The 26,673-nt window shown below is 67.9% G+C and carries 26 protein-coding genes; 16 read left to right on the top strand and 10 right to left on the bottom strand.

The genetic code is table 11. The features are described from left to right. Window positions 1–2 precede the first annotated feature (2 nt). Entirely contained in the window at window positions 3–995 is a 993-nt protein-coding gene (locus tag LC490_RS12960) for a zinc-dependent alcohol dehydrogenase family protein (protein WP_223620401.1), read from the bottom strand. A gap of 172 nt (window positions 996–1,167) precedes the next feature. Between LC490_RS12960 and LC490_RS12955 the strand changes: the two genes are divergently transcribed. Further along, complete coding sequence (locus tag LC490_RS12955; protein WP_031373424.1) at window positions 1,168–1,395, top strand: RNA-binding S4 domain-containing protein; 228 nt, start codon at window positions 1,168–1,170, stop codon at window positions 1,393–1,395. Window positions 1,396–1,476: 81 nt separating this feature from the next. Here LC490_RS12955 and LC490_RS12950 read toward each other — a convergent pair whose 3' ends face one another. Beyond that, entirely contained in the window at window positions 1,477–2,469 is a 993-nt protein-coding gene (locus LC490_RS12950) for a hypothetical protein (protein ID WP_223620400.1), read from the bottom strand. Window positions 2,470–2,608: 139 nt separating this feature from the next. Between LC490_RS12950 and LC490_RS12945 the strand changes: the two genes are divergently transcribed. The 4 genes from LC490_RS12945 to LC490_RS12930 all read left to right on the top strand — a co-directional run bounded on the left by LC490_RS12945 (window position 2,609) and on the right by LC490_RS12930 (window position 7,455). Then, window positions 2,609–3,664, top strand: coding sequence for a bifunctional nicotinamide-nucleotide adenylyltransferase/Nudix hydroxylase (locus LC490_RS12945; RefSeq protein ID WP_223620399.1), 1,056 nt, complete (start codon window positions 2,609–2,611; stop codon window positions 3,662–3,664). A gap of 75 nt (window positions 3,665–3,739) precedes the next feature. Next, window positions 3,740–5,164, top strand: a complete 1,425-nt coding sequence (locus LC490_RS12940) for a nicotinate phosphoribosyltransferase (protein ID WP_031373421.1) — start codon at window positions 3,740–3,742, stop codon at window positions 5,162–5,164. A 112-nt stretch (window positions 5,165–5,276) separates the two neighbouring features. After that, window positions 5,277–6,410 carry a hypothetical protein gene (locus LC490_RS12935; RefSeq protein ID WP_223620398.1) on the top strand — a complete coding sequence of 378 codons (1,134 nt, stop codon included), beginning with the start codon at window positions 5,277–5,279 and terminating at the stop codon, window positions 6,408–6,410. Continuing rightward, window positions 6,397–7,455 (top strand): DNA methyltransferase, encoded by a 1,059-nt coding sequence (locus tag LC490_RS12930; protein WP_223620397.1) that lies wholly within the window; start codon window positions 6,397–6,399, stop codon window positions 7,453–7,455. Before LC490_RS12935 ends, LC490_RS12930 begins: the two co-directional genes overlap by 14 nt. A 50-nt stretch (window positions 7,456–7,505) precedes the next feature. Here LC490_RS12930 and LC490_RS12925 read toward each other — a convergent pair whose 3' ends face one another. The 3 genes from LC490_RS12925 to LC490_RS12915 all read right to left on the bottom strand — a co-directional run bounded on the left by LC490_RS12925 (window position 7,506) and on the right by LC490_RS12915 (window position 9,793). Next, window positions 7,506–8,051 carry a GNAT family N-acetyltransferase gene (locus LC490_RS12925; RefSeq protein ID WP_223620396.1) on the bottom strand — a complete coding sequence of 182 codons (546 nt, stop codon included), beginning with the start codon at window positions 8,049–8,051 and terminating at the stop codon, window positions 7,506–7,508. After that, window positions 8,048–8,614: a GNAT family N-acetyltransferase gene (locus tag LC490_RS12920; protein WP_223620395.1), complete on the bottom strand. Its 567-nt coding sequence runs from the start codon at window positions 8,612–8,614 to the stop codon at window positions 8,048–8,050. The genes LC490_RS12925 and LC490_RS12920 overlap by 4 nt, the downstream gene beginning before the upstream one ends. Window positions 8,615–8,776: 162 nt before the next feature. Beyond that, window positions 8,777–9,793, bottom strand: a complete 1,017-nt coding sequence (locus LC490_RS12915) for an NAD(P)-dependent alcohol dehydrogenase (RefSeq protein ID WP_223620394.1) — start codon at window positions 9,791–9,793, stop codon at window positions 8,777–8,779. Window positions 9,794–9,937: 144 nt separating this feature from the next. Here LC490_RS12915 and LC490_RS12910 point away from each other — a divergent pair, with 144 nt between their 5' ends. Beyond that, a complete protein-coding gene (locus LC490_RS12910) occupies window positions 9,938–10,879 on the top strand; it encodes a LysR substrate-binding domain-containing protein (RefSeq protein WP_223620393.1) in 942 nt (313 codons plus the stop codon). A gap of 301 nt (window positions 10,880–11,180) precedes the next feature. Here the strand turns inward: LC490_RS12910 and LC490_RS12905 are convergent, their stop codons facing one another. Further along, entirely contained in the window at window positions 11,181–12,341 is a 1,161-nt protein-coding gene (locus LC490_RS12905; RefSeq protein ID WP_223620392.1) for an AAA family ATPase, read from the bottom strand. 305 nt (window positions 12,342–12,646) lie between these two features. Between LC490_RS12905 and LC490_RS12900 the strand changes: the two genes are divergently transcribed. The 4 genes from LC490_RS12900 (at window position 12,647) to LC490_RS12885 (ending at window position 15,468) form a co-directional block, all read left to right on the top strand. Next, a complete protein-coding gene (locus LC490_RS12900) occupies window positions 12,647–13,612 on the top strand; it encodes a CsgG/HfaB family protein (protein WP_031373413.1) in 966 nt (321 codons plus the stop codon). Between the two features lie 251 nt (window positions 13,613–13,863). Then, on the top strand, window positions 13,864–14,742 hold the full coding sequence (locus LC490_RS12895; RefSeq protein WP_051885274.1) for an alpha/beta hydrolase: 879 nt from the start codon (window positions 13,864–13,866) through the stop codon (window positions 14,740–14,742). Window positions 14,743–14,772: 30 nt separating this feature from the next. Next, complete coding sequence (locus LC490_RS12890; protein ID WP_223620391.1) at window positions 14,773–15,123, top strand: VOC family protein; 351 nt, start codon at window positions 14,773–14,775, stop codon at window positions 15,121–15,123. 108 nt (window positions 15,124–15,231) lie between these two features. Then, window positions 15,232–15,468 carry a hypothetical protein gene (locus LC490_RS12885; RefSeq protein ID WP_031373410.1) on the top strand — a complete coding sequence of 79 codons (237 nt, stop codon included), beginning with the start codon at window positions 15,232–15,234 and terminating at the stop codon, window positions 15,466–15,468. Between the two features lie 50 nt (window positions 15,469–15,518). Here LC490_RS12885 and LC490_RS12880 read toward each other — a convergent pair whose 3' ends face one another. Beyond that, window positions 15,519–16,943 carry an MATE family efflux transporter gene (locus LC490_RS12880; protein ID WP_223620390.1) on the bottom strand — a complete coding sequence of 475 codons (1,425 nt, stop codon included), beginning with the start codon at window positions 16,941–16,943 and terminating at the stop codon, window positions 15,519–15,521. A 256-nt stretch (window positions 16,944–17,199) separates the two neighbouring features. Here LC490_RS12880 and LC490_RS12875 point away from each other — a divergent pair, with 256 nt between their 5' ends. Next, complete coding sequence (locus LC490_RS12875) at window positions 17,200–17,643, top strand: SRPBCC family protein (RefSeq protein ID WP_031373408.1); 444 nt, start codon at window positions 17,200–17,202, stop codon at window positions 17,641–17,643. 241 nt (window positions 17,644–17,884) lie between these two features. Then, window positions 17,885–18,313 (top strand): hypothetical protein, encoded by a 429-nt coding sequence (locus tag LC490_RS12870; protein WP_223620389.1) that lies wholly within the window; start codon window positions 17,885–17,887, stop codon window positions 18,311–18,313. An 81-nt stretch (window positions 18,314–18,394) separates the two neighbouring features. Here the strand turns inward: LC490_RS12870 and hutU are convergent, their stop codons facing one another. After that, a complete protein-coding gene (hutU, locus tag LC490_RS12865; RefSeq protein WP_223620388.1) occupies window positions 18,395–20,065 on the bottom strand; it encodes a urocanate hydratase in 1,671 nt (556 codons plus the stop codon). A gap of 143 nt (window positions 20,066–20,208) precedes the next feature. On the opposite strand from hutU, the gene LC490_RS12860 reads away from it, so the two are divergent. Continuing rightward, window positions 20,209–20,790 carry a TetR/AcrR family transcriptional regulator gene (locus tag LC490_RS12860; RefSeq protein WP_031373405.1) on the top strand — a complete coding sequence of 194 codons (582 nt, stop codon included), beginning with the start codon at window positions 20,209–20,211 and terminating at the stop codon, window positions 20,788–20,790. 137 nt (window positions 20,791–20,927) lie between these two features. Here the strand turns inward: LC490_RS12860 and LC490_RS12855 are convergent, their stop codons facing one another. Then, on the bottom strand, window positions 20,928–21,266 hold the full coding sequence (locus tag LC490_RS12855) for a hypothetical protein (RefSeq protein ID WP_223620387.1): 339 nt from the start codon (window positions 21,264–21,266) through the stop codon (window positions 20,928–20,930). Between the two features lie 118 nt (window positions 21,267–21,384). Continuing rightward, complete coding sequence (locus LC490_RS12850; protein WP_223620386.1) at window positions 21,385–21,945, bottom strand: DUF4440 domain-containing protein; 561 nt, start codon at window positions 21,943–21,945, stop codon at window positions 21,385–21,387. 201 nt (window positions 21,946–22,146) lie between these two features. Between LC490_RS12850 and LC490_RS12845 the strand changes: the two genes are divergently transcribed. From LC490_RS12845 to LC490_RS12835, 3 genes are all read left to right on the top strand, one after another. Continuing rightward, the gene (locus LC490_RS12845; RefSeq protein ID WP_223620385.1) at window positions 22,147–23,388 is read left to right on the top strand and encodes an ectonucleotide pyrophosphatase/phosphodiesterase; all 1,242 of its coding nucleotides are present in this window, start codon (window positions 22,147–22,149) and stop codon (window positions 23,386–23,388) included. A 1,146-nt stretch (window positions 23,389–24,534) separates the two neighbouring features. Further along, window positions 24,535–26,109, top strand: a complete 1,575-nt coding sequence (locus tag LC490_RS12840; RefSeq protein ID WP_223620384.1) for a DNA-3-methyladenine glycosylase 2 — start codon at window positions 24,535–24,537, stop codon at window positions 26,107–26,109. Next, entirely contained in the window at window positions 26,106–26,621 is a 516-nt protein-coding gene (locus LC490_RS12835; RefSeq protein WP_081931094.1) for a methylated-DNA--[protein]-cysteine S-methyltransferase, read from the top strand. Before LC490_RS12840 ends, LC490_RS12835 begins: the two co-directional genes overlap by 4 nt. Window positions 26,622–26,673: the final 52 nt, after the last annotated feature.

Raw genomic sequence — 26,673 nt, 5'->3', positions numbered from 1 at the left:
CATCAGACCGGGCCGTTGGGCAGGATCAGGATCTTGCCGTCGCGCTCGCCGGCGGCGGCCGCGGCGACTGCCTGTTTGATCTGGTCCAGGCCGTAGGTCGCCTGCACCCGTGCGGTCAGTTGCCCGCTCGCGACCAGGCGCCCGATCTCGCCGAACACCTCGGCGCGGCGCTGCGGCGTCGCCGCCTGGAACCAGCGCGACAGCCAGAAACCGCGCAGGGTCACGTCGCGGAACACGAACGAGGCCGGCGAGATCGAACAGGCCTCGCCGCTCATCGCGCCGTAGTTGACCAGCACCCCGCCTTCGCCGAGCGATTGGGCGATGTGCTGGGTCGCGATGCCGCCGACCGCATCGATGCCGAGCCGGATCGGCACTTTCTCGGTGACTTCGCGCGCGCGCTTGGCGAGGTCGTCGCCGTCGACCAACACCACCTCGGCGCCGGCCGCGCGCACCGCCTCGACCGCCGACTCGCGCCGCACCACGTTGATGGTGCGCAGGCCGCGCAGCTTCGCCAGTTGGATCAGATAGCTGCCGACCGCGGAATTGGCCGCGTTCTGGATCACCCAGTCGCCGGGCTGCAGGTCGACGAACTCGCTGAGCATCAGCAGGGCGGTCGGCGGATTGATGGTGATCATCGCCAATTGCTTGGGATCGGCGCCGTCGGGCAAAGGCACCAGGCCCTTGGCCGAGGCGACCAAGTGGGTGGCCCAGGTGCCGCCCTGGATCGGCAACAGCACGGTCTGCCCGACTTGCGGATGGGCGACCTCGGGCCCGACCGCGGCGATCCGGCCCACGCCCTCGTTGCCGCCGACCGCGGGCAGCGGCGGCAGCAGACCGTACTCGCCGGTCAATGTGAGTACGTCGGAGGGGTTGATCGGCGCGGCCAGCACCTCGATCAGCACCTGCCCGGCGCCCAGCGGCGGCGCCTCGAACTCGACCGCCTCGATGACGTCCTGCGGCACCGGGCCGCGCTGCGCGTACTGGGCTTTCTTCATAAAGATAGGTCCTTCGAGGCGGTGGGCAGGGCACTGCGGCGTGGCCGGAATCCAATCCACACCGGCTCCGGCGGCCAACTGCATACGCGAGAGTACGCCCGCGACAGTGCAAACGTCTTGCGCCCAAGTCTCAGCACTGCGACCCTGCCCCACCCGCTCAGACCCCGCCCGCATGCAACCGATCCGTTTCGAACTCGACGCCCAGCACGAGCACGTCGAACTCAACCAATTGCTCAAGCTGGTCGGCCTGTGCGACAGCGGCGGCGCCGGCAAGGCGATGGTCGCCAGCGGCGTAGTCCGCGTCGACGGCCAGGTCGAGCTGCGCAAGACCTGCAAGATCCGCGCCGGTCAGACGGTGGCCTGCGAGGGCGTGACGATCGAGGTCGTCGCCGGCGCCTGAGCACCGTTGATCAGGGCGGCCCATCGAAGGGCGGCCTATCGAAAGCGCCGCGCATCGAGCGCGGCCGCGCCGGTGATCGCTTCAAGCCAACGGCAAGGTCGTCGTCGCCCTGCACCAATCGTCGTGGGCGCGCTGCACGCCGCGCGTGGCGGTGACGTAGTCGCTGCTGCCGAGCGCCTCGACGAAACGGCAGGAGGCGTAGCCCTCGGCCTTGCGCTCGTAGTCGGCGACCCAGCGCTCGCGTTCGGGCAAGCGCTCGGCGGCGATCGGCCACACGCCGGGGCGCGGCCGCAGATAGGTGTGAATGCCGATGCGCCAGGGCTTCGGGCTGACCCGTGCGCGGAAACAATGCTGGCGCCGGCATAACAACGCGTAGTACGAATCGGCGCCGACCGCGTCGAAGAACTCGATCACCGCCGCTTCGTTCGGGTCGAACACGCGGTGCATGACCAGCAGCCGCAAGCCCTTCGGCGTGCGATACAAACGCAGATGCCAGTCCGGATGCGCGGCGACGAAGGCCTTGATGCGCGCCGTCGCGCGGCCTTCCGGTCCGCCGTCGGCGCGGTGCCTGCGCCGCGAGTGCAGGCTGGCGATCCAGGCGAACAACCACAGCATCGCGATCATCGTCAGCACGCCCAAGCCCCAGTGCGTCGCCACGCCGACGCCGATGGCGACCGCGAGCGAAGTCCAGAAATAGCCCTTGCGCCAGGCCGAGACCGGCTCGTCGAAATCGACGTCGGCGAACAAGACTTCGGGCGTGTTGAGGCAGCGCGCGCCGTAACTGTTGCGGGTGACGACGAGGTCGCCGTCGCGCTCGACGATCTGTTCGCGGATCGGCAGGCCCTCGGCGTCGTAGGGCACGCGCGGTTCGCGTTTGAGCAGCGATTCGCCGGCGAGGATGCGGTCGAAAGCTTCGCGCGCCCGCGCGTCGGCCATCGCCTGCGCCTCGCCGAGGCTCGCGTCGGACCACCCGAAGCGACGCACCGTCAGCGCACGCCGCCCGCTCGCATGGCCTTTATCGAAGGCCTCGTGAACCCGGGCTTCGGCCCAGTACTCCGGAACGATCATCGCCATCGCTGCCTCCATGCAAAGTCGGCCGATTGTATGCGCAGCCTGCGGGCGACGCCGGCACTTGACGGCGCGCACCATCGGCGTAGCATTTTCTCCACGCCCTCGGACAGACCGGCGGCGACTCAAACCGTGAGGGATTCTCATGGCAATCGAATTCGATTACCTCGTTTTCATCGGGCGCTTCGAGCCCTTCCATAACGGCCATGCCGCCGTCGCCCGCCACGCGCTGGGCAAGGCCCGCAAGATCATCTTCCTGGTCGGTTCCGCCGACACCCCCCGCACCATCAAGAACCCCTTCACCGTCGCCGAGCGCGCGGTGATGATCCAGGCCACTCTGTCCGACGCCGGCGACCGCCTGATCGTGCAGCCGCTGCGCGATCATCTCTACAACGAGAGCCTGTGGATCGCCAGCGTGCAGCGCACCGTCGCCGAGGCGGTCCGCCACGACGGCGGCGGCAGCGAATCGCGGGTCGGCCTGATCGGCATGGACAAGGACGCCTCCAGCTATTACCTGCGCGAGTTTCCGCAGTGGCCGCTGGTCGACGTCAGCCACACCGCGACCTTGTCGGCGACCGAGCTGCGCCGCTATCTGTTCGAAGCCAACCAGATCGACAGCCACGGCGGCCTGATGCTGATCCGCGCCAACGTGCCCGGCCCGGTGTTCGACATGCTCGAAGCCTTCCGCAAGAGCTCCCCGGCCTTCACCCAATTGGTCGCCGAGTACCAGTTCATCGAGCAATATCGCGCGGCCTGGGCCGATGCGCCCTACCCGCCGACCTTCGTCACCACCGACGCGGTCGTCGTGCATTCCGGCCACGTCCTGCTGGTGCGCCGCCGCGCCGAACCGGGCAAGGGCCTGTGGGCCTTGCCGGGCGGCTTCGTTGGCCAGGGCGAGAGCCTGCTCGATGCCTGCCTGCGCGAACTGCGCGAGGAAACCCGGCTCAAGCTGCCGCTGCCGGTGTTGAAGGGTTCGCTGAAGAGCGAGCGCGTCTTCGATCACCCCGAGCGCAGTTCGCGCGGCCGCACCATCACCCACGCCTACCACTTCGATTTCCCGAGCGGCGAGCTGCCGCCGGTGCGCGGCGGCGACGACGCCGACAAGGCGCGCTGGATCGCGGTGGCCGAAGCGCTGGAGATGGGCCCCCAGCTCTACGAAGACCATCTGCACATCCTCGAATACTTTCTCGGCCGCGGCTGATCCACCCGGACCGCCCGGCTTTCGACGCCGGTGGACAGACCGCCGGCCACACTCGACGCGAAGGAGCTTCCCGTCATGCAATGCCTCGACAACCTGCTGCTCAACACCGACAGCTACAAGGCCAGCCACTGGCTGCAATACCCGCCCGGCACCGACGCCACCTTCTTCTATGTGGAATCGCGTGGCGGCGTGCACGACCGCACCGTGTTCTTCGGCCTGCAGGCGATCCTCAAGGAGTACCTGGCCAAGCCGGTCACCCACGCCGACGTCGACGAGGCGCGCGACCTGTTCGCCGCCCACGGCGAGCCCTTCAACGAAGCCGGCTGGCGTTACATCGTCGACACCCACGGCGGCCTGCTGCCGATCCGCATCCGCGCCGTGCCCGAGGGCACGGTGGTGCCGACCCACCAGGCCTTGGTGACGATCGAGTCGACCGACCCGCAGGCCTACTGGGTGCCGTCGTATCTGGAAACCCTGCTGCTGCGGCTGTGGTACCCGGTAACCGTGGCGACGATCAGCTGGCACGCCAAGCAGACCATCCGCCAGTTCCTCGAACGCACCAGCGACGACCCGGAAGGCCAGTTGCCGTTCAAGCTGCACGACTTCGGCGCGCGCGGCGTATCGAGCACCGAATCGGCGGCGTTCGGCGGCGCCGCGCACCTGGTCAACTTCCTCGGCACCGACACCGTCTCCGGCCTGCTGTTGGCGCGCCGCTACTACCACGAGCCGATGGCGGGCTATTCGATTCCGGCGGCCGAGCACAGCACCATCACCAGTTGGGGCCGCGAGCACGAGGTCGACGCCTATCGCAACATGCTGACCCAGTTCGGCAAGCCCGGCGCGATCGTGGCCGTGGTCTCCGACAGCTACGACATCTTCCACGCGATCCGCGAGCATTGGGGCAAGACCCTGCGCGATGAAGTCATCGCCTCCGGCGCGACCCTGGTGGTGCGGCCGGACTCGGGCGACCCGGTCGACGTCGTCCACCAATGCGTGAGCATGCTCGACGAAGCCTTCGGCCACACCGTCAACGGCAAGGGCTACAAGGTGCTCAACCACGTGCGGGTGATCCAGGGCGACGGCATCAACCCGACCAGCATCCGCGCGATCCTCGAACGCATCACCAGCTACGGCTACGCCACCGACAACCTCGCCTTCGGCATGGGCGGCGCGCTGCTGCAACGCCTGGACCGCGACACGCAGAAGTTCGCGCTCAAGTGTTCGGCCGCGCGCATCGACGGCGAATGGATCGACGTCTACAAGGACCCGGTCACCGACAAGGGCAAGTCGAGCAAGCGCGGCCGCATGACCCTGGTGCGGCATCGCGAGTACGGCCACTTCAAGACCGTGCCGGTGCCGCCGGAAGCGGCTTCGCTGGAAGAAGCGGTCAAGCCCATGGGCTTCGACGATGCCATGGTGACGGTGTGGGAGGACGGCCGCATCGTCAACGACTGGACCTTCGCCCAGGTGCGCGCGCTGGCCAACGCGGCGCGGCTTTGAGGTGAGGCTTGGTTGAGTTGCTGCCGGGTGCGTCATTACAAGACGCACGCCGTAGCCGCATCCTCCTCGCTCTCGACCACCCGACCACGCACGCCCCAAACAGGACCCGCCCATGCCAGCCCCTCTCGAAGGGCTTGCCGCCGCCGATCCGGCCAGCCTGCCCCTCAGCGCCGCTTCGCCCTTGTTCGAACGCCTGCGCGCGGCCACCCCGCAGCTCGCCCGCCGCGCGCCCGGCGACGACCACACTCGCTGGTATCCGCATCGCTTTAACGGCCGCGACTACCGCTTCGCCCAACCGATCACTTTCACTCCTTATGCTTCGGCGCGCGCCTGCTCGGCGCGGTGCCGGTTCTGTTCGGAAACCCTGCGCCCGCTCGACGGCGGCACGCTCGCACAAACTCTGCGGCCCGGCGCCGACTACTTCGCGAGCTTGTCGCAGGCGCTGGTGCAGCTGCGCGGCGTACCGCTGTCGTGGTCGCTGTCGGGGCTGGAGGCCAGCGACGACGAGACCTGGTTCCTGCAATTGCTGAACACGCTCGCCGTGGCCGAACGCGATGGCGTCGTCGTCGAGGAACGCGTGCTCTACAGCAACGGCGCCGGCTTCGCCCGCGGACGCGGCGCCGAACTGATCGCCGCGCTGCAAGCCTTCGGGCTGTCCTGGGTGGAGCTGTCGCGCCACCATCCCGACCCCTTGCGCAACCAGGCCATCATGCGTTTCCGCGAGCACGAGGCCATCGCCGATGCCGCTGTGTTCGAGCGTGTCGCGCGCGGTATCGCCGACGCGCTGCCGCTGCGTCAGGTCTGCATCCTCCAAAACGGCGGCGTCGACGATGCCGCCGGTATCGACGCCTATCTGGACTGGGCGCAGCGCTGCGGCGCGAGCACGGTGATCTTCCGCGAGTTCTCGCGCCTCGGCCCGGACTATCGCGACAACGCCAGCCGCCGCTACATCGAACGCGAGCGCGTCGCCATCGAAGCGGTGCTGGCCGATTGCATGACCGCACCGTGGTGGTCGCGGATGACCCCGCAACGGATCACCGAGGGCTATTACTTCTGGAACCTGCGACTGCGCGACGAGCGTCGCGGCCTGGAGGTGGTGTTCGAATCCTCCGACTACACCGCGATGCACCGTCGCCATGCCAGCGGCGATCTCTACAAACTCGTCTTCCACGCCAACGGCCGCCTGTGCGCGGGTTGGCAGCCCGACCGCGACATTCTCTGGGAGCCCGCACATGGACAGCCGTAGTTGGTGGGTGCTGACGCCCGATCCGCCCGAGCATCGCCTGCCCGAGGATCTGCGCGAGCGCGACGGCCTGGCCGGGCGCGACTGCGGCTGGGTCAACCAGATGCGGCCGTTCGTGCGGCATTTCTCTCAACCCGGGCAATGCGTATTCGATCCGTTCTGCGGCTTCGGCACGACCTTGCTCGCCGCCGCGCTCGAAGGCCGCAGCGGCTGCGGCACCGAAATCGACGCCGGCCGCGCCGCGCTCGCCCGCGAGCGCCTCGCGCGCCACGGCGTCGAAGCGCCGATCGCGGTCGGCGGCCTGCCGCAGGTCGAGATCCCGCGCCCGATCGACCTGTGCCTGACCAGCGTGCCCTACTTCGGCTGTCGCTGGCCGCAGGCCGGCGCAAACGCAGGCCAGCTCTACGACGAACGCGACTACGCCGCTTACCTGCAGCGTCTGCGCGACATCTTCCACGCCGTGCGCAAGGCCTTGCCCGATGGCGGCTTGTGCATCGCGATGGCCGAGAACGTGGTCGTGGAAGGCCGCATGTTGCCGCTGGCCTGGGACTTGGGCCGCGTGCTCGGCGAACTGTTCGTGGCGCGCGAAGAACGGCTGCTGTGCTACGAGCGCGACGTCGAACCGCTGCCCGCTGCCTCCACCCGCAGCAACCGCAGCCACGAGTACGCGCTGGTCTTCCAGAAAGTCGCCGAGACGGTCTGCCTCGACAGCACCCGCAGCGAACTCGAAGCGATGCGCGCGGCCGGTTTCGAGTACACGCTGTACGGCAGCTTCGCGCGTTGGCTCGAACAGGGGCCGCAGGCTTTGCCGCGTCCGCCCGCCGATGCCGACCTGTGCCTGCCCGACGATGCGGCCGAGCTCGATCGTCTGCTGTATTGGCTGCACGAACGCCACTACGAGCTCACGCTGTGGGGCGAACCGGTACGGCCGCCGCTGCGGCTCGAACGGCTCGCGCAGCATTGGTATCTGCGTGCGCAACGCCGCGACCGCCTCGGCCGCCTGGTGCGCCTGGATCTGGGTCTGGCGAGCCAACACTCCGGCGATTGAGTCCGTTGCGGCCGCCTCTCAAGCCGGCCATGCGACTCGCTCGCTCACACCTACGAGGCGAGATCGAGATACCAGAACAAAGCGGTCTCGTGCCTCACCTGCGCATCGTGGCGGTAATGGAATCGGTCGAAGCCGCCGAGGACGAAGCCGTGGCGTTCGTAGAAACGGCAGGCGGCGACGTTATGGTCCTGGGTTTCCAGCATCAGGCCCGGGTGCCCGCGCTCGCGCGCCCAGGCGATGGCGCGATCGAGCAAGGCCGCACCCGCGCCGCTGCGCCGGCGGCCCGCGTCGACGGCGATGTCGTCGATCAAGGCATACCCGTTCCAGTTCGTCGACACCAGCACCCGGCCGACGACTTCGCCGTGCTCGATCGCGACGAAGGCGATGCGATCCTCGGCGACGAGATAATCGTGCAGGTCGTCATCGTCGGCCTCGTCGCCGTAACGCTTGCGGTACGGCGCCAGCGGCACCGCTTCGTAAGCGATGACGCCGTCGCGCGCGTGCAGACTCAGCCGCGAATCGACCAGGAAACTGCCGTCCAGGCTCAACGCGGCCTCGATGCGCCCGGCGCTGAGGCGCTCGACGAGGACGCTCATCGGCGCAGATCCAGCGCCAGGATGGCGTCGCCGTAGGTATTGCCGCCGACCTGGAAGCGGCGCTCGCCGACGTGCTCGAAACCGTTACGGGCATAGAACGCCAAAGCCCGTGCGTTGCCGGCATAGACGCCGAGCAGCAAGCGCCGCGCACCGCGTACGCGCGCCTCGGCGACCGCCTGCTCCATTAACTCGCGGCCGACGCCCCCGCCATGGAAACGCGAGAGCAGGTAGATGCGCTTGAGTTCGAGGTCGCCCCCACTCAGATCGTGCAGCGGCAATTTGGGCGGCGTGATCACCGCATAGCCGACCGGGGCCGCGCCTTCGGCCGTTTCGGCCAGCCACAGCGCCGCGCCGGCATCGTCCAGCCAATCCGCATAGACCTCCTGCGCATGTTGCTTGCGGCAGTGCTCGACGATGTCGCGCCCGTGCAGGATGCCGGCGTAGGTTTCCAGGAAGGTGGCCGCACCGGCCAGCGCGAGCGCGCCGGCATCGTCGGCGCCGGCGCGGCGGATCCGCACGGCATCGCCGGTCGCGGGCGATGTGGAAGTGGAGGCGGTACTCATGCGCGTTCGAGGGCTGACGGCGATGCGCTCAAGATCGCACACCGCCCGCGCCCCGCACATCGGCGAAAAGTCGCAGTCGCGCGACAGCCGCGGCGCCGCGCGCGCGAACGGCGGCCGCGGAACGTTCCGCGGCCGCCGCAGGTATTCCCGAGCGGACGAGGCTTAGCCGGCGACCTGGATCACCACCTTGCCGAAATGAGCGCCGCCGTCGAGATAGTCGTAGGCCTGGCGCGCTTGGTCGAAACCGAACACGCGATCGACCACCGGGACGATGCGGTTGACGCCGACGAAGCGCGACAAGTCCTCGGCCATGCCGCGGCTGCCGACGTAGATGCCCGACAGGCGCTTGGCGCCGGTGATCAGCGCGAACGGATCGAACTCGCCGGCGAAGCCGCTGACGCCGCCGATGACGGCGATGGTGCCGCCCATCGCGGCGGCATCGATCGAACGCTGCAAGGTGCCCTTGCCGCCGACTTCGAGCACCGCGTCGACGCCGCGGCCGCCGGTCAGCGCGCGCACTTCGTTCTGCCATTCCGGGTGGCTGCGGTAATTGACCGTCGCATCGGCGCCGAGCGCCTTGGCGCGGACCAGCTTCTCGTCGCTCGAGGACGTGACGATCGCCTGCAGGCCGGCGGCCTTGGCCAGTTGCAGACCCCAGATCGAGACGCCGCCGGTGCCGAGCAGCAGCACGCTGGCGCCGGGCTGCAGCTTCGCCTCGACGAACATCGCGTTCCAGGCGGTGACGCCGGCGCAGGTCAGGGTCGCGGCCTGGGCGTCGTCGAGATGCGCGGGCACGGCGAACACGGACTGCTCGGAAACCACGATCTCTTCGGCCAGCACGCCGTCGACGACCGCGCCGAAGGCGTCGCGTGTGGCGTACGGCGTCGGCGCGCCCTGCAGCCAGTGCGGGAAGAAGCTGGTGGCGACGCGATCGCCGACTTTCCACAGCGAACTCGCCGCGCCGACTTCGACGATTTCGCCGACCGCATCGGAGGCCGGCACGAACGGAGCCACCGGGCCGCTCAGGTAGGTGCCCTTGGCGATCATCAGGTCGCGGAAGTTCAGCGACACCGCGCGCACCCGCACCCGGACCTGGCCGGCGCCCAGCGGCGCGGACGCGCGCTCGAACTGTTGCAACGCGCCGATGCCGGCGCCACTGTCGATGCGATAAGCCTTCATGTCTGTCTCTGTGTGTGTGAGGGGAGACGATCGCCGGCGGTCGGGAACAGGTGCCGGAACGATCGAGTGGCGCTACGATATCGCTTCCGATACATCCGCAGTGCCTCTTCTTAATCCACATTCTGTAGCGCATCAGGAACCAATATGGCCGTCAACGATCGATTGCTCGGCATCGTCGCCTTCGTCCAAGCCGCCGAGGCCGGCAGTTTCGCGGTCTCGGCCGAGCGCCTGGGCGTGACCCGTTCGGCGATCGGCAAACGCATCGCCCGGCTCGAACAGCAGCTCGGCGCGCGCCTGTTCAACCGCAGCACGCGCCGGCAGAGCCTGACCGACGACGGCCAAGCCTATTACGAACGTTGCGTCAAAGCCCTGGCCGAACTCGACGCCGCCGAGGCCGCGCTGGACAGCGGCCGGCGCGAACCGAGCGGGCGCCTGCGGGTCAGCGCATCGGTCCAGTTCGGCCGCCGTTGCGTGGCGCCGGTGATGCTGGAGCTGGCGCAGCGCCATCCGCGCCTGGACATCGATCTGTCCTTCAGCGACCGCGTCGTCGACCTAGTCGAGGACGGCTACGACCTGGCGATCCGTATCGGCCGTTTGCCCGACAGCGCGACCTTGGCGGCGCGTCAGTTGACCGAAGAGCGGCTGGGCATCTGCGCTTCGCCCGAGTACCTGGCGCGGTGCGGACGGCCGCGCAACGTCGACGAATTCGAGGGCCATCAGGCCGTCGTGTACGGGCGCAACGGCCACACCGTGGCGTGGCGCTTGCGCGACGACGACGGCGAAGTGCGCGAACCGCGGGTCCAGGCGCGCTTGCGCTTCGACGACCTGGAAGCCATCGCCGACGCCGCGGTCGCCGGCGCCGGCCTGGCCCTGCTGCCCTGCTGGATGCTGTCGCGTTACGTACGCAACGGCGAGCTGCAGATGGTGATGTACGCCGACCGCGTCATCGGCAGCCGCATCAACGCGGTCTGGCCGCATACGCATTACCTGCCGCTGCGCACGCGCGCGGCGATCGACTTGCTGGTGGAGCGTATTCCGCAGTTGGTGGCGTGGGACCCGGCCAACCCGGCGGTGGTTTGCGGTTAGGGGTAAGCGTTGTTGGAATACGCGGATGGGGGATCGTCTGTTCCGTTTTGAGCGGAACAACAAAGGCAAATCCCCCCTGCCCCCCCTTTTTCAAAGGGGGGAACAGCAAAGCCGTCTGAGCCGGCCACTCAACCGGCCACTCAAGCAGTCGTCGGATCCCACCGCCAACAGCCCAAGCGCTCCCCCCTTTGAAAAAAGGGGGCCAGGGGGGATTTGCTGTTGCTGTTGCTGTTGCTGTTGCTGTTGCTGTTGCTTTGCTGTTGCCGTCGGCGCCGTTGCCAAGCCAGCGCACCTCGTTCGCCTACCGCTCCGGCCAATACCACGCCGGCGCATCCAGCATGCCCTGCCCCACCACTCCGGTCTGGCTGAACTGCTTTTCCAATTGAATGGTGTTGCACGCCGCTTCGGCTTCCAACGCCGCGATCAGGCGCGAGGCATGCGAGACCACCCAGACCTGGGTGCGGGTGGCAGCGCGCGCGATCAGCCGCGCCAAGGCCGGCAACAGGTCCGGATGCAGGCTGGTCTCGGGCTCGTTGAGCACCATTAATGGCGGCGGCCGCGGCGTGTGCAAGGCGGCGATCCACAGCAGATAACGCAAGGTGCCGTCGGACAGTTCCGCCGCCGACAAGGGCCGCAACAGGCCGTGTTGGGAGAACTCCAACAGGAAACGCGCGCCGTCGCCGAGCACGCTCACGCGCGCGCCCGGAAACGCATCGCTCACCGCTGCGTCGAGCGCCTGCGGGTCGCCGATCTCGAGAATGGTCTGCCAGGCCGCGGCCAGGTCGCGGCCGTCGTGGCTCAGCACCGGCGTGCGCGTGCCCAGCTGCGGCTGCCGCGCCGGCGCTTGCGCGTCGCTGCGGAAATGATCGTAGAAACGCCACCCGCGGACGGTCTCGCGCAGGCTCAGCACCTCCGGCGCGGTCTGCGGGTCGGCGATCTGGCCGAACAAACTCTCGAACGGGCTCAGGTGTTCGGCTGCGACGCGCCAACCGCGACCGTCGCGCACCCGCGCCATCGCCCCGCGCCGGTCGACCAGCACGCTGGCCGGACGCAGGAACGGCCCGCTCCAGATCACCTCGCGCTTGATCTCCGGATCGTGGGCGAACAAGGAACGGCTCGGTACCGGCAGCCCGAGGTCGATCGCATAACCGTATTCGTCGCCGGCGAAACCGAGCCGCAGCGACACCGGTTCGGTGCGCGCCACACCCTGCACCGGCACCTCGCCGCGCTTCATCCGCGGCGAGATCGTTTCCGGGCCGGCCCACAGGGTCGAGCCGAGCCCGCCCTCGCGCGCCAGCGCCGGCACCACCCCGCCCTGGGCGGTTTCGGCCAACAGGCGTAAGGCGCGATAGAGATTGGACTTGCCGCTGCCATTGGCGCCGGTGACCAGGTTCAAGCGTCCCATCGGCAGCGCGAGCTGGCGCAGGGACCGGTAATTGGCGACGGCCAGGGTGCTCAACATGGTGGGACGTGGACTCTATGGGGAACAGTGCTGCGCAGGGCGCCCACCCTTGTAGGCCAGCCCCGTCTCGCCGGCCGCGACCGCCTGTCAGAGTGGACAGGTGGGGTGACCTGAATAGAACGGCGATCACGTTATCATTGGCGGGCGAGTCTCCACTTGGGCGCGATACGTCGCGGCCGACTTCGTCTGGGGCCCCGGCGACCTCCCGCTGCACGCGCAGCGCAAGCCGGGCGACGAACGGACTCCGTCAGGCGTCGCGATCATCGTGTCGCGGCAAACAGGAAAGCAGTATTAAGGAAGAAACGATGAAGACGGCAAGCAGGGGAATTCAAGCGGTGGCATGCGTGATCGGGTTGGGTATGGCGCTGAGCGCCGCACCGACCTGGGCGCAGAGAAAGAGCGCGCAGGATCTGCGTGCGGAAAAAATGAACCAGATTCCGACCTGCTCGAAGAACCTGGGCGCGATCTCGGTGATCGAGCCGGAAGACACGGTCAACTGGTGGAGCGGCCAGCAGCTGCCGGCGCCGAGCAAGCTGATCAAGGTGTTCGTGCAGAAGTCGCGTTGCTTCACCCTGGTCGACCGCGGCGCCGGCATGGACATGGCGATGCGCGAACGCGAGCTCGCCTCCAGCGGCCAGCTGCGCAACAAGTCCAACATCGGCAAGGGCCAGGTCCGCGCCGCCGACTACGTGCTGGTGCCCGACCTGATCTCCAAGAACAGCAACGCCGGCGGCAACGCGATCGGCGGCCTGCTCGGCGGCCTGATCGGCGGCAAGGCCGGCGCGGTGGCGAGCAACCTCAACTTCAGCAAGAAGACCGCCGACGTGGTCCTGACCGTGACCGACGTGCGCTCGTCCGAGCAGGTCGCGATGGCCGAAGGCAGCGCCAAGAAGACCGACATCGGCTTCGGCGCCAGCGGCGCGCTGTTCGGCAGCAGCGGTCTCGGCGGCGCCGGCGTGTCCGGCTATGCCAACACCGAAGTCGGTCAGGTCATCACCATGGCCTACCTGCAGGCTTACACCAACCTGGTCACCGAGCTCGGCGGTCTGTCGGACAACCCCTCGGCGTCGAACTCGCAGCAGGCCGTCACCGTGGTCAAGGCCGCGCGCCTGTTCGCCAACGCCTCCGGCACCGGCAAGGTCGTGCGTCCGCTCGACCCGGGCATGATGCTCTACCCCACCGGCACCAAGCAGGGTGCGATGTGGGAAGTCGAAGACGAACTCGGCAACAAGGGCTGGGTCTCTTCGCTGGCGCTGGAACTGTCGAAGTAAGCTGCGATTCGTTCGCGTGCGCGAAGGCCGCCGGGAAACCGGCGGCCTTTTTCGTTGGCGCGACGCGTCTGCACGGACTCGACACGGCCGATGTCGACACGGCCGATACCGGGGCAGCCGGTTCGCCGCAACATCGCCGTGTCGAATCGGCCCGCTTTGTTTCGCTCACGCAAGCCGCGATACATGACAATCTTGCCAACGGCATCATCTGCGGCTTGCCGGCAAGGCACCATCAACTCAAGGAGGATCCGATGCAGTTCGTCCGTCGTCTGTGTTCTTTGTGGCTCGTCGTCGGCCTGTCCGCCTGCACCTGGCACGTGCGCGAGGACAACATCGTGATCCCGCGCGCGGCGCCCTCGGCCGATCTGGCCGCGTTGCGCACCCAGCTTCCGGCTTACCGCATCGAGGAAACCCGCATCGCCGCCGCCGACGGAGCGCAGCTGTATTCGCTGCGTTTCCTGCGCAGCGACGCGGTCGCCACGGTGCTGTATTTCGGCGGCAACGGCTACACCGTGGCCAAGCATGCCGCGACCAGCGCAAAGGCCTATGCCGAAGCGCCGGTCAACTTCGTCCTGGTCGATCACCGCGGCTATGGCGCCAGCACCGGCACGGCCTCGCTGGAGGCCTTGCTGACCGACGCGACCACCGTCTACGACAGCCTGCGCGCGGAGCCCGAGCTGGGCGCCGTGCCGCTGATCGTGCACGGCCATTCGCTGGGCAGTTTCATGGCCGGCCAGGTCGCCGCGGCGCGCCAGTTGGACGGCTTGATCCTGGAAAGCTCGGTGACCAACTTCGAGGACTGGGGCGCGTACATGCGCTCTCGGCAGAAGCTGTGGGCGCGGATCCTGGTGCGGCGCGTCGCACCGGCGGGCGCCTTGGCCGGCCAGGGCAACCAACAAGTCGTAGCCGCCCTGGACGAGCCCGTGCTGTTCGTTGCCGGCGAGAACGACACCGCCACGCCGCCGCGCTTCGCCGAAGCCTTGTACCAGGCGACGCCGCAGCCCGAGGGCCGCAAGCAGTTGCTGATCGTTCCCGCGCGCGACCATACGAACGCCGCGGACTCGGCGGAATTCCGCCGCGCGCTGAGCGGATTCCTCACCGAACAAGTCCGTCCGCGCCCGGCCGGCTGATTCGCCATTCCCCTCCCGACAGGAACCGCCATGACCGCTTCCGACCGCAACCTGCGCCTGGACTACATCGAATTCACCGTCGCCGACATCGCCGCGTCCAAGGCCTTCTACGGCGCGGCGTTCGGCTGGAGCTTCACCGACTACGGCCCGGACTACTGCGAGTTCGACGACGGCCGCATGAAGGGCGGCTTCAGCACCCACGGCGCGCCGCGCCCGGGCGGCGCCTTGATCGTGCTGTACGCCGACGACCTCGCGCAGGCGCAAGGCCGCGTCGAAGCCGCCGGCGCGAAGGTCGTGGCCAGCCACGAATTCCCCGGCGGCCGCCGCTTCCACTTCATCGACCCGGACGGCTACGAACTGGCGGTGTGGTCGGACCGCTGATCCCGGCCGGCCCTGACCGCAGAGCCGGAGCGCTTCAGCCGGCGCTCATTCCGCCGCCCCGACCCGCCTCTATGCTCGGCGCTTGGACAACCACGGAGGGAGCCGTGCATGGCCTTGGATTTCCTGGGGGAATTCGCCCTGCGCAGCGTGTTCGAGGCCGGTCTCGAGCTGGCGTGGAAAGCGATGCGGACGCTGTCTTACTGGACCGGCTGGTTGCTGTTGTTTCCGCTGCTGCGCACACGGGCACCGAATCACCCCTTGTTCGCTTGGGCCGGAGGCCTCGCCTGGCTCGCCTTCATCGCCGCCTGCGCGGCGGCGTATTGGTATCTGCATTCCGGCGCGTGATCGCGCAGGCATCGGCCTGCGCGATCCATCGCGGATGACGGCGCCCGCCGCTACACCTGCGCCGTTTTCCAACGCCCGCGGGTGAACAGCCACAGCGTGAACACGCCGACCGAGGTTTCGGAGACGAACACGCCCCAGAACACGCCCGAGTGCTGCCAGTCCAGGGTGATCGCCAGCACGTAAGACAGCGGAATCTGGATCAACCAGAAAAACACCACGTTGATCTTGGTCGGCGTCATCGTGTCGCCGGCACCGTTGAAGGCCTGCACCGTCACCATCCACCAGCCGTAGATGAAGAACGAGTAGGACAGGATGCGCAGCCATTCGGCCCCGATCGTCACCACCTGCGGGTCGTCGGTGAAGAACGCGACCAACTGCGTCGGAAAGAGGAAGAACAGCACCGACACCACGACCAGGTAGGCCATGTTGTACCAGCCGATATGCCACACCGAGGCTTCGGCGCGCTCCGGCTGGCCGGCGCCGAGGTTCTGGCCGACCAGGGTCGCGGCGGCGTTGGACATGCCCCAGGCCGGCATCATCGTGAACATCATGATGCGGATGGCGATGGTCGCTCCGGCCACGGCCTCGCTGCCGATGCTGGCCAGGATGCGCATCAGGAATATCCACGAGGTCATCGCCACGATCATCTGGCCGACGCCGCCGAGCGAGGTGCGCACGATGTTCCACAGCATCGCGCCGCGCCAGACGAACTGCGCCAGCGTCACCCGGATGTGCTTGCCGCCGCGGAACAGCACCCACACCTGAAACAGCACGCCGATGCCGCGGCCGATGTTGGTGGCGATGGCCGCGCCCTCGATGCCGAGCGCCGGCACCGGCCCGAGGCCGAAGATCAGCAGCGGGCACAGCAGGATATTGAGGCCGTTCGACAACCACAGCACGCGCATCGCGATGGCCGCGTCGCCGGCGCCGCGGAAGATCGCGTTGATGACGAACAGCAGCATGATCACCGCGTTGCCGCCGAGCATCCATTGGGTGTAGCGATAGCCGTGCTCGATGCTCCAGGCGTCCGCGCCCATCAGCCGCAACAGGTCCTGGGCGTAGAAGATGCCGGCCAGCGCCGGCAGCAACGACACCAGCACGGCGATGAAGATCGCCTGCACCGCGGTGATCGCCGCGTCCTCGCGTTTGCCCTCGCCGATGCGACGCGCCACCACCGCGGTCACCGCCATCGCCAGGCCCATGGCCAGCGCATACAGCAGGAACAGATAACTCTCGGTCAGGCCCACCGTCGCCACCGCCGATGGCCCCAGCTTGGCGACGAAGAAGATGTCGACCACGGCGAAGGTCGACTCCAGCACCAGCTCCAGCACCATCGGCACCGCGAGCAGGAACACCGCGCGCCGCAAGGGGATCTTGGTGTAGTCCGCATCGGTGCCGCGGACGGCGTCGCGCAGGTCGCTCCAAAGCGTGTGCGGCACCGGCTCGGCCAGGGCGGCTGTGGGTTCTTGACTCATCGCGTGCTCCTGTTGGGTCGCACCGACGGATGATAGGGCGACCTGCCCGATACGCCAGTGACAACAGTACGACGAACCGCAGGACTACAGATCGACACAGCGCAGGCTTTCCTCTTCCCTGCCCTGTGCGCTACAACCTGAACCCGCGCGCCGCCGCCTCGCGGCCGTCCGCGAGGCGATCCGATGCGAATGTCGATCCAGGCCCCTCGCGTTCGTCGGACACAGTGAGGGCTTCACCTCGTTACGGAGATTACCCATGACCGGCACCGTCCGTTTGCATCGCGTTTTCACCGCCCCGCCCGAGCGCATCTACCGCGCCTTCCTCGATGCCGCCGCCTTGGCGAAATGGCTGCCGCCGGACGGCTTCACCTGCACCGTGCACGAGCTGGATGCGCGGGTCGGCGGCAAGTACCGCATGGCCTTCACCAATTTCTCGAGCGGCGGCAGCCACGCTTTCGGCGGCACCTATCTGGAGCTGGTAGCGAACGAACGCATCGTCCACGACGACCGCTTCGACGACCCCAACCTGCCCGGCACCATGGTGACCACGATCACATTGCGCGCGGTGTCCTGCGGCACCGATGTGCAGATCGTGCAGGAAGGCATCCCCGACGTGATCCCGGCCGAGCAGTGCCACCTCGGCTGGCAGGAGTCGCTGACCCTGTTGGAGCGGTTGGTCGAGCCGACGATCCCGGGCTGAACAGCGCAGCCCGGCGCCGCCATCGCGAATCCGACTGCGAATCACGAACGGCCCGGGGAACCGGGCCGCTCGCGCGTCGTGCGCTGCGGCGATCGCAAAGGCTGCAAGCGGCGAGTTCTGGTCTGGCCGCATAGCGCGCCGCTGCGGGTTCATCGCATCGGATCCGCCTCGTATCATGGCCTCAATGGCGAAGACCGACGACGCACCGGCCTTCGCTCGACTCCTCCGACACGGCGACGACATGGCCTACGAACGCGTGCACATGATCTGGGAGTATTGGGAAGGGCCGCGCAGCGGCATCGCCGATTGCGGCGGCCGCCCCTTCCACTTCAGCTGCGTCTACGACGAGCACGAATACGCCTACACCGATAGCTTCGTGCTGACTCCGTTCGACGAGGGCACCTTCGCCCTGGCCCAGGAAGAGTGGGCGATCTGGCGGCGCTGGGAAGCGGATTTCCACGCCGGCCGCGTGCTCCGGGAATCGCACCCGTCCTATGGTCACTACGATCCGCGCTACAACGAACTCCGGCAGCTGTTGAATGGCGAGATCGAGCGTCGCTCGGCGCAGGCCCTGAAGATGCGCGGCGAATTTCGCCCGGCCGTGTCCGAGCAGGAGGCCTTTCCGGGCCAGCGGCATCTGTTCGAAGTCGAGTGGCTACAGCCGGACTGAGTCCGCGCGGCCGCAACGAAAACGGCCCGGAATCCGGGCCGTTTTCCGTCCTGCCCGATCGGCTGGGCCGATCGATGGCGATCAGAGCATCGGCAGCTTCAGCCCGCGCTCCTTGGCGCACTGCTGGGCGATCTCGTAGCCGGCATCGGCATGGCGCATGACGCCGGTGCCGGGGTCGTTCCACAGCACGCGGGCGATACGCTGGTCGGCTTCTTTGCTGCCGTCGCAGACGATGACCACGCCGGAGTGCTGCGAATACCCCATGCCCACGCCGCCGCCGTGGTGCAGCGAGACCCAGGTCGCGCCACCGGCGACGTTGAGCATGGCGTTGAGCAGGGGCCAGTCGCTGACCGCGTCGCTGCCGTCCTTCATCGCTTCGGTCTCGCGGTTCGGCGAGGCCACCGAGCCGCTGTCGAGATGGTCGCGGCCGATCACCACCGGCGCCTTCAACTCGCCGTTGCGCACCATCTCGTTGAAGGCCAGGCCGAGCTTGTCGCGCAGGCCCAGGCCGACCCAGCAGATGCGTGCGGGCAAGCCCTGGAAGCTGATGCGCTCGCGCGCCATGTCGAGCCAGCGGTGCAGGTGCTCGTCGTCGGGAATCAGTTCCTTGACCTTGGCGTCGGTCTTGTAGATGTCCTCGGGATCGCCGCTCAGCGCGACCCAGCGGAACGGGCCGACGCCGCGGCAGAACAGCGGCCGCACGTAGGCCGGCACGAAGCCGGGGAAATCGAAGGCGTTGCTGCAGCCTTCGTCCTGCGCCATCTGGCGGATGTTGTTGCCGTAGTCGAAGGTCGGAATGCCCTGTTGCTGGAACGCCAGCATCGCCTCGACGTGCACGCGCATCGACTTCTTGGCGGCGTCGCGCACGCCTTCGGGGTTGTTCTTCTGTTCGCTCAGCCACTTATCGACCGTCCAGCCGATCGGCAGGTAGCCGTGGACCGGATCGTGGGCGCTGGTCTGGTCGGTAACCGCGTCCGGACGCACGCCGCGGCGCACCAGCTCGGGCAGCACTTGCGCGGCATTGCCGAGCAAGGCGATCGACTTGGCTTCGCCGGCGGCGGTGTACTTGGCGATGCGCGCGAGCGCGTCGTCGAGGTCGGTGGCCTGCTCGTCGACGTAACGCGTACGCAGGCGCATGTCGATGCTGCTCTGCTTGCATTCGATGTTGAGCGAGCACGCGCCGGCCAACGAGGCTGCCAACGGCTGCGCGCCGCCCATGCCGCCCAGGCCCGCGGTCAGGATCCACTTGCCGACCAGGCTGCCGCCGTAATGCTGGCGGCCCATCTCGACGAAGGTTTCATAAGTGCCCTGGACGATGCCTTGCGAGCCGATGTAGATCCAACTGCCGGCGGTCATCTGGCCATACATCATCAAGCCCTTCTTATCGAGCTCGTTGAAGTGCTCCCAGGTCGCCCAGTGCGGCACCAGGTTGGAATTGGCCAACAGCACGCGCGGCGCGTCGGCATGGGTGCGGAAAATGCCGACCGGCTTGCCCGACTGGATCAGCAGGGTTTCGCTGTCGTCGAGCTCGCACAGCGACTTGAGGATCGCATCGAAGGATTCCCAATCGCGCGCGGCGCGGCCGATGCCGCCGTAGACCACCAACTCGGCCGGGTTCTCGGCCACGTCCGGGTCGAGGTTGTTCTGGATCATGCGGAACGCGGCTTCGCTGAGCCAGGACTTGCAGCTCTTTTCGCTGCCGCGCGGGGCGCGGACGACGCGGCTGGGATCGTTGCGGGTGGCGGCGGACATGGCGATTCCGATCTGCTTGAGAGATAAGAATTATCCCGCCGCGATCGGCGCCCTAGCCAGCACCGCGACCGCCGCCAGCCGCCGGCAAGCGCATATTCCGCCCCGATTTGCCGCATCGGCAGGAAAATGTATACGCTGTATACATGAGCGCGCCCGCCACCGCCGAACGCATCCTGCGCGCCGCCCGCGCCCTGTTCGAGCGCGGCGGCGTCGACGCGGTGACCATGCGCGCCATCGCCAAGGCGGTCGGCATCACGCCGATGGCGATCTATCGCCACTTCCCGAACCGCGAAGCCCTGCTGCAACGCATCAGCGACGACAGCTTCCACGAGATCGCCCGCCACTGGAGCGCGCGCAACGACGGCAGCGACGTGATTGCGCGCCTGCTCGCAGTGCAACGCATCTACCTCGACTACGCCCTGGCCCATCCGCATCTGTTCGACCATGCGTTCTCGATGCGGCGCGAACAGGCGCGCAGGTTCCCGGAGGATTTCCGCGCGCGCCGTTCGCCGACCTTGAACGTGGTCGCCGATGTGGTGATCGAAGCGCAGCAGGCCGGCCGCCTGCGTGCGGGCGATGCCTGGGACATCGCGATGAGCTTGTGGGCGCACACCCACGGTTTGATCGCGTTGTATCGCGCCGGCCGCTTCAGTTACGACGAACGCGAGTTCCGCCGCTTCTACGAGGCCTCGTTGCAGCGCCTGCTCGACGGCATCGGCACCTGACAGGCGCGCACAAAAAAGCCCGGAACGAGGCCGGGCATCGTGCATACAAAAAAGCCCGGCACGAGGCCGGGCTTCAGGACGGCCCGGACTCTCGTCCGGACCGGAACCGTTGCGCCATCCGCGCTGCGCTCGGGCGCTCAGTACAGGCGCGGATCGAGCTTGCGCAGCGCTTCGCCTACGTCGACTTCGCCGGTGCGGTCGAGGTCGTCGCGGCTGTAACTGCGGCCGGCGCCGCCGATGCACCCGTCCTTGCCGCGCGGCTGCAGGCGCGAGCCGGTGTGGCGCAGGCAATTCGGGTCGTGTTTGCGCTGCTCGGTCTTCGCCACGAGGCGGGTGTCGGCCCGGGCATCGATTTCAGCGACGGCGGGCACGGAAGCCTTCGCCTCGACCTGGGCATCGAGCTGCGCGGCGGTGGTTTGCGCGGTCGCTGCGAACGCGAAAGCGCTCAGCAGCGCAGCGAACATCAGACGTTTCATGGGCAGCTCCTGTGAACGGGCACGGGCTTCGATACGAGTTTCGACTAGTGTGCCAAGCCACGATACGCCTCCGCCGCGGCGCGGGAACCTGCCCGGGCGCCGGCCGTTTAGGCGCGTGTCAGCCTCGCGGACAAGCCTCGCGGCGGCCGTTCTGAAAGGCCATGGCCTCGGCCTCGGTGGCCGGCCGCGGAACCAGGCCGTCGTCGAACAACACCCGCCAGACCCCGTCCTGGCCGCGGTGCCAGACCGACTGATAAGCACCGATCAAATAACGCGGCTCGGCCCCGGGTTCGAGCTTCTGGTACAGCGCCGGCCCGGTCGACCAGGCGACATCGCGCGCGCCGCCGATCGTGACCCGGGTCGGGTACCAGCGCAGGCGCAGAGTCTTGCCCTCGATCAGGCCGGCCCAACGCTGGGCGATCTCGTCGCGGCCGCGGGTCGGTTGCGGGCTGCCCGAACCGAACGCCGCCTGCTCGTGCAGATGCGCGGCGAAGGCCTTGGCATCGTGCTCGGCGATCGAGGCGGCGAAACTGAGTTCGCGCGCCCACACCGCGCATTCGTCGTCGCTGAGCGGCGCCACCGGCAGCGGCTTCGGCGGCGTCTGCGCCGCGGCCGCTACCGCGATCAACGCGAACGACAACGGCAGGGACAAGCGGGCGGCGCGGACGACAGGGCGCATGGCGGCGACTCGGTGGCGGGCGGGCCCCACTATCGACCCGCCCCGTCCGGCCCGCCAGCGACGGAAGTCATGCCGAGGGTGATACCCAACATCGTGCCCAAAGCCATGCCCAAGCCATGCCGACTGTGGCCGCTCGCCGCACGGCCGCCCTCGCCGCCGGCCTGACATCGGTCGGCAACCGGCTGCCGCTATCATGTCGCGATGCGTTCGATTCTTTCCGCGGCTGCGTCCGCCCTGCTCGTTCTCGTCCTCGCCGCCTGCGCTCCGCCGACCCGCGTGGCGCCGCCGGCCGATACCCCGCTGCTGCTGATCTCGATCGACGGTTTCCGCGCGAGCTATTTCGAGCTCGGCCTGACCCCGCATATCGAACGCTTCGCCGGCGAAGGCGTGCGCGCGCAGTGGATGACCCCGTCGTACCCATCGCTGACCTTCCCGAACCACTACACCCTGGTCACCGGTCTGCGTCCCGACCACCACGGCGTCGTCCACAACAGCATGAGCGACGAACAACTGGGGCGCTTCAAGATTTCCGACCGCGACGCCGTCGGCGAAACGCGCTGGTGGAACGGCGGCGAGCCGATCTGGATCGGCGCACAAAAAGCCGGCCTGCGCAGCGCGACCCTGTTCTGGCCCGGCAGCGAAGCGCCGATCCACGGCCTGCGCCCGAACCGCTGGCGCCCGTTCGACGCCGCCATCGACGAGAACGCCCGCGTCGACGAAGTGCTGGCCTGGCTCGGCGAACCCGCCTCGACGCGCCCGCACGTGGCGACCCTGTACTTCGACGCCCTCGACCACGAAGGCCACGACCACGGCCCGAACTCCCCGCAAGTGCGCGAGGCCCTGGCCCGCATCGACGCCGCCATCGGCCGCCTGCTCGACGGCCTGGCCGCACGCAAGCAACTCGACCAGGTCAACATCGTCCTGGTATCCGATCACGGCATGGCCGAAGTCGCCTCGGGCCAGCGCATCGCGGTCGAAGACATGGTCACCCCGGAACAAGCGGTGGTGACTTCGCTCGGCCAGTCGATCGGCATCAGCCCCAACCGCGGCCACGAAGCCGAAGTCGAACAACGCCTGCTCGGCCCTCATGTGACCTACGACTGCTGGCGCAAGGCCGAACTGCCCGAGCATTGGCATTACGGCAGTCACCCGCGGGTCCCGCCGATCGTCTGCCAGATGCACGAAGGCTGGGATGCGATCGAACGCGAGAAACTGCCCAAGGACGGCCTCGGGCAAACGCGAGGCTCGCACGGCTTCGACCCCGCCCTGCCGTCGATGCGCGCGATCTTCGTCGCCCGCGGCCCCGCCTTCAAACGTGGCGCGACGATTCCGGCGATCGACAACGTCGATGTGTACCCGTTGCTGGCGCGCCTGATCGGCATCCCTGCCGCGCACAACGACGGCGATATCGCCCCGCTGCTGCCGGCGTTGCGGGAACCCTGAGCGCGAGCGCGGCACGGACCGAGCGGGAGCCGCAGCACGCCGAGCCGACAGCGCCTCTGCGGGGTCGCGGCTTATGACCGAAGGAAATCCAGTAGGGCGCGGCTTCTACAATAGCGACAGACGGCAGCGCCGCGAGATCGAAGCCTCTCGGTCGCGGCTCGCGCCGCTCCTACCCTAAAACCAAGCCCCGGCAATCGCGCTTGCCGTTGCCGTTGCCGAGATTTTGATCTGCTTTGCCGCTTTGCCGCTTTGCCGGTTAAGTGGAGACCCGGAGGGCGGCGCACAGGACGTGCGCCGTTTTTCGATAAGACAGGGACGTCTTATCGAAAAATCCCGGCGCTAGCATCGCACTCGTGGCCTGTGCCCTTGCAGGGAAAGCCCTTTTCTTTGGTTACTTTTCTTTTGGGCTTAGCAAAAGAAAGTAACCCGGCCGCGTAGCGGGCGGAAGCTCTGCTCTTGCTTGAAGAAGAAAGCGTCGCGAATCCTTCCCCTGTAGGAGCGACGTAAGTCGCGACCGCGTCGCATCAGTTTCGCATCGATGCCGGCCGCAGCCCACCAGGGTAGGAGCGACGCAAGTCGCGACCACGCTGTGGCGGCCTTGCGGCGCCTCACTCAAGCAAGATCAATATCTAAATCAAACGCCAAAAGCTTCCGCCACTAAAGCGGCGGGTTACTTTCTTTTGTCTAAAGCAACAAAAGAAAGGTAACCAAAGAAAAATGCTTTTCTTTGAATCAAGGGCCCGCACGAGCGGTGCATGCGCGGGGCTTTTTCATACGGGACATCCCTGTCCCGATGAAAAACGGCGCGCATCCATGCGCGCCGCCCTCCGGGTCTTCTTTAGCCTTCGCGAATACGTGGCGACGCACAGCAACAGCAACAACAACAACAGCAACAGCAACAGCAACAGCTAGGACTAGGATTAGGGCTAGAACCAGAACCAGAACCAGAGCTAGTACGACAGCATCCGGCAACCGGACCGCCTCAGCTTGAAGCCCGCAGCCGCGGCTCACGCCCCCCTCCCCCTCAAGCCAAAGCCAGCGACCGACCAACCCCGTATATCGACCCCACAAGACAAGAACACCCCTTCCAGTATTGATGTCCGAATCCGGCGAGTCCCGCCCCCTCGCCGGTGCTAGCCTTGCTTCATGGACGCCCCCATCACCCCCGCACCGACCGCCTCGCTGCCGCATTGGCGCGTCTGCGAACAGGCACGTTTCAGCCGCGATCCGCGCTTCGACGGCCTGTTCTTCACCGCCGTCACCAGCACCGGCATCTATTGCCGGCCGGTCTGCCCGGCGCCCGCGGCCAAGCGCGAGAACGTGGTCTATTACGGCCATGCCGCGGCCGCGGAAGCCGCCGGTTTCCGGCCCTGTCTGCGCTGTCGTCCGGAGTTATCGCCGGGCGAAGGCGCATGGCGACGCGGCGACGCCGCGGTGGCGCGTGCGCTCAAGCTGATCGACGAAGGCTTGCTGGCCGATCAGCCGCTGGCCGCCTTGGCCGAACGCGTCGGCGTCGGCGAACGCCAGTTGCGGCGCTTGTTCGTCGAACGCCTCGGCGCGCCTCCGATCGGCGTGCACGGCACGCGGCGGTTGTTGTTCGCCAAGCAACTGCTGACCGAAACCCGTCTGCCGATCACGGAGGTCGCGATGGCCGCCGGCTTCGGCAGCCTGCGCCGTTTCAACACCACCTTCCGCGAGGCCTACCGGATGGCACCGCGCGACCTGCGCCGGCGCCCGAACGAAAGCCCCGACGGCGACGGCAATACCCTGACTCTGCGCCTGGGCTATCGCCCGCCCTACGACTTCGCGGCGATGCTCGACTTCCTGCGCGGCCGCGCCCTGCCCGGCGTCGAAGTGGTCGACGCGCACAGTTACAGCCGGGTAATCGGGCCGATCGAAGCGCCCGGCTGGCTGCGCGTCAGCGCCTGGCGCGGCGGCGAGCACGCACTGAAGCTCGAACTGCACGGGCCGAAGCCGGCGCGTCTGCTCGAAATCACCAATCGCCTGCGCCGCATGTTCGATCTCGACGCCGATCCGAACGCGATCGCCGCGGCGCTCTCGGTCGATCCGCGCCTCAAGCCCTTGCTGGCGAAACGCCCGGGCCTGCGCCTGCCGAGCGGCTGGGACGGTTTCGAGATCTCGGTGCGCGCGATTCTCGGCCAACAGGTCAGCGTCGCCGCCGCGCGCACCCTGGCGACGCGGCTCGCACAGCAATTCGGCCAGGCCCTGCCCAAGCCCTTCGCCGCCGGCCTCGAACATCTGTTCCCGACGCCGGAAGCCTTGGCCGATGCCGATCTCACCCAGATCGGGCTGACCCGCGCCCGCGCCGATACCGTGCGCACGGTGGCGCGCGCCTTGCTCGAAGGCCGGGTCGATTTCCGCGCCGAACGCACCCTCGACGATTTCGTCGCTCGCTGGGTCGCCCTGCCCGGCATCGGCCCGTGGACCGCGCACTACGTCGCGATGCGCGCGCTCGGCCACCCCGATGCGTTCCCGGCCGACGACCTCGTGCTGCAGAAAGCGGTGCCCGAAGACGGCGTGCGGATGAGCGCGAAGGCGCTCAACGCGCGCGCCGAAGCCTGGCGTCCGTGGCGGGCCTATGCGGTGATCCACGTCTGGCGCGACAGCATGCCGGTGCCGATCAGTCAGGCTCTCGGCGGCACTGCTCAACCGGTCGCGGCACCCGCACGCGCCACGAAGAAACCCCGGAAAGCCGCATGATCACGTTCCAGCACATCGACAGCCCGGTCGGCCAATTGCTGCTCGCCAGCGCCGACGACGGCCTGCGTGTGATCGAGTTCGAAGCGCCCTGGCATCCGGTCAAGCGCGGCGCCGATTGGCACGAGGGCGATAACGGCGTGCTGCTCGAAACACGCAAGCAACTCGGCGAATACTTCGCCGGCACGCGCCAGGAATTCGATCTGCCGCTGGCGCCGCACGGGACGCCGTTCCAATTGCAGGTGTGGCGCACGCTGATGCAGATCCGCTGGGGCGAGACCTGGAGCTATGCGCAGATGGCCCGCCATATCGGCCAACCGACCGCGACGCGTGCGGTCGGCGCGGCCAATGGCCGCAATCCGCTGCCGATCGTGCTGCCCTGCCATCGCGTGATCGGCTCCGACGGCAGCCTGACCGGTTTCGGCGGTGGCTTGCCGACCAAGGAGTTCCTGTTGACCCTCGAAGGCGTGCTGCCTCGACGGGTGCCGATCGACGATCTGTTCGCACCGGCCTGAGCGCACATCGCGGCCGCGCCCGATCGCACAGGCACGGGCACGGGCACGGGCA

Source organism: Lysobacter sp. ESA13C (assembly GCF_019970005.1).
In the GTDB taxonomy this organism is placed as follows: Bacteria; Pseudomonadota; Gammaproteobacteria; order Xanthomonadales; family Xanthomonadaceae; genus Lysobacter; species Lysobacter antibioticus_B.
The sequence above is the reverse complement of the archived record's forward strand: the minus strand, read 5'-3'. Positions and strand labels throughout refer to the sequence as shown.

Excerpts from the sequence above, each read along its gene's own strand:
- LC490_RS12960 (WP_223620401.1), bottom strand. The coding sequence starts at position 995 with ATGAAGAAAGCCCAGTACGCGCAGCGCGGCCCGGTGCCGCAGGACGTC.
- LC490_RS12955 (WP_031373424.1), top strand. The coding sequence starts at position 1,168 with ATGCAACCGATCCGTTTCGAACTCGACGCCCAGCACGAGCACGTCGAA.
- LC490_RS12950 (WP_223620400.1), bottom strand. The coding sequence starts at position 2,469 with ATGGCGATGATCGTTCCGGAGTACTGGGCCGAAGCCCGGGTTCACGAG.
- LC490_RS12945 (WP_223620399.1), top strand. The coding sequence starts at position 2,609 with ATGGCAATCGAATTCGATTACCTCGTTTTCATCGGGCGCTTCGAGCCC.
- LC490_RS12940 (WP_031373421.1), top strand. The coding sequence starts at position 3,740 with ATGCAATGCCTCGACAACCTGCTGCTCAACACCGACAGCTACAAGGCC.
- LC490_RS12935 (WP_223620398.1), top strand. The coding sequence starts at position 5,277 with ATGCCAGCCCCTCTCGAAGGGCTTGCCGCCGCCGATCCGGCCAGCCTG.
- LC490_RS12930 (WP_223620397.1), top strand. The coding sequence starts at position 6,397 with ATGGACAGCCGTAGTTGGTGGGTGCTGACGCCCGATCCGCCCGAGCAT.
- LC490_RS12925 (WP_223620396.1), bottom strand. The coding sequence starts at position 8,051 with ATGAGCGTCCTCGTCGAGCGCCTCAGCGCCGGGCGCATCGAGGCCGCG.
- LC490_RS12920 (WP_223620395.1), bottom strand. The coding sequence starts at position 8,614 with ATGAGTACCGCCTCCACTTCCACATCGCCCGCGACCGGCGATGCCGTG.
- LC490_RS12915 (WP_223620394.1), bottom strand. The coding sequence starts at position 9,793 with ATGAAGGCTTATCGCATCGACAGTGGCGCCGGCATCGGCGCGTTGCAA.
- LC490_RS12910 (WP_223620393.1), top strand. The coding sequence starts at position 9,938 with ATGGCCGTCAACGATCGATTGCTCGGCATCGTCGCCTTCGTCCAAGCC.
- LC490_RS12905 (WP_223620392.1), bottom strand. The coding sequence starts at position 12,341 with ATGTTGAGCACCCTGGCCGTCGCCAATTACCGGTCCCTGCGCCAGCTC.
- LC490_RS12900 (WP_031373413.1), top strand. The coding sequence starts at position 12,647 with ATGAAGACGGCAAGCAGGGGAATTCAAGCGGTGGCATGCGTGATCGGG.
- LC490_RS12895 (WP_051885274.1), top strand. The coding sequence starts at position 13,864 with ATGCAGTTCGTCCGTCGTCTGTGTTCTTTGTGGCTCGTCGTCGGCCTG.
- LC490_RS12890 (WP_223620391.1), top strand. The coding sequence starts at position 14,773 with ATGACCGCTTCCGACCGCAACCTGCGCCTGGACTACATCGAATTCACC.
- LC490_RS12885 (WP_031373410.1), top strand. The coding sequence starts at position 15,232 with ATGGCCTTGGATTTCCTGGGGGAATTCGCCCTGCGCAGCGTGTTCGAG.
- LC490_RS12880 (WP_223620390.1), bottom strand. The coding sequence starts at position 16,943 with ATGAGTCAAGAACCCACAGCCGCCCTGGCCGAGCCGGTGCCGCACACG.
- LC490_RS12875 (WP_031373408.1), top strand. The coding sequence starts at position 17,200 with ATGACCGGCACCGTCCGTTTGCATCGCGTTTTCACCGCCCCGCCCGAG.
- LC490_RS12870 (WP_223620389.1), top strand. The coding sequence starts at position 17,885 with ATGGCCTACGAACGCGTGCACATGATCTGGGAGTATTGGGAAGGGCCG.
- hutU (WP_223620388.1), bottom strand. The coding sequence starts at position 20,065 with ATGTCCGCCGCCACCCGCAACGATCCCAGCCGCGTCGTCCGCGCCCCG.
- LC490_RS12860 (WP_031373405.1), top strand. The coding sequence starts at position 20,209 with ATGAGCGCGCCCGCCACCGCCGAACGCATCCTGCGCGCCGCCCGCGCC.
- LC490_RS12855 (WP_223620387.1), bottom strand. The coding sequence starts at position 21,266 with ATGAAACGTCTGATGTTCGCTGCGCTGCTGAGCGCTTTCGCGTTCGCA.
- LC490_RS12850 (WP_223620386.1), bottom strand. The coding sequence starts at position 21,945 with ATGCGCCCTGTCGTCCGCGCCGCCCGCTTGTCCCTGCCGTTGTCGTTC.
- LC490_RS12845 (WP_223620385.1), top strand. The coding sequence starts at position 22,147 with ATGCGTTCGATTCTTTCCGCGGCTGCGTCCGCCCTGCTCGTTCTCGTC.
- LC490_RS12840 (WP_223620384.1), top strand. The coding sequence starts at position 24,535 with ATGGACGCCCCCATCACCCCCGCACCGACCGCCTCGCTGCCGCATTGG.
- LC490_RS12835 (WP_081931094.1), top strand. The coding sequence starts at position 26,106 with ATGATCACGTTCCAGCACATCGACAGCCCGGTCGGCCAATTGCTGCTC.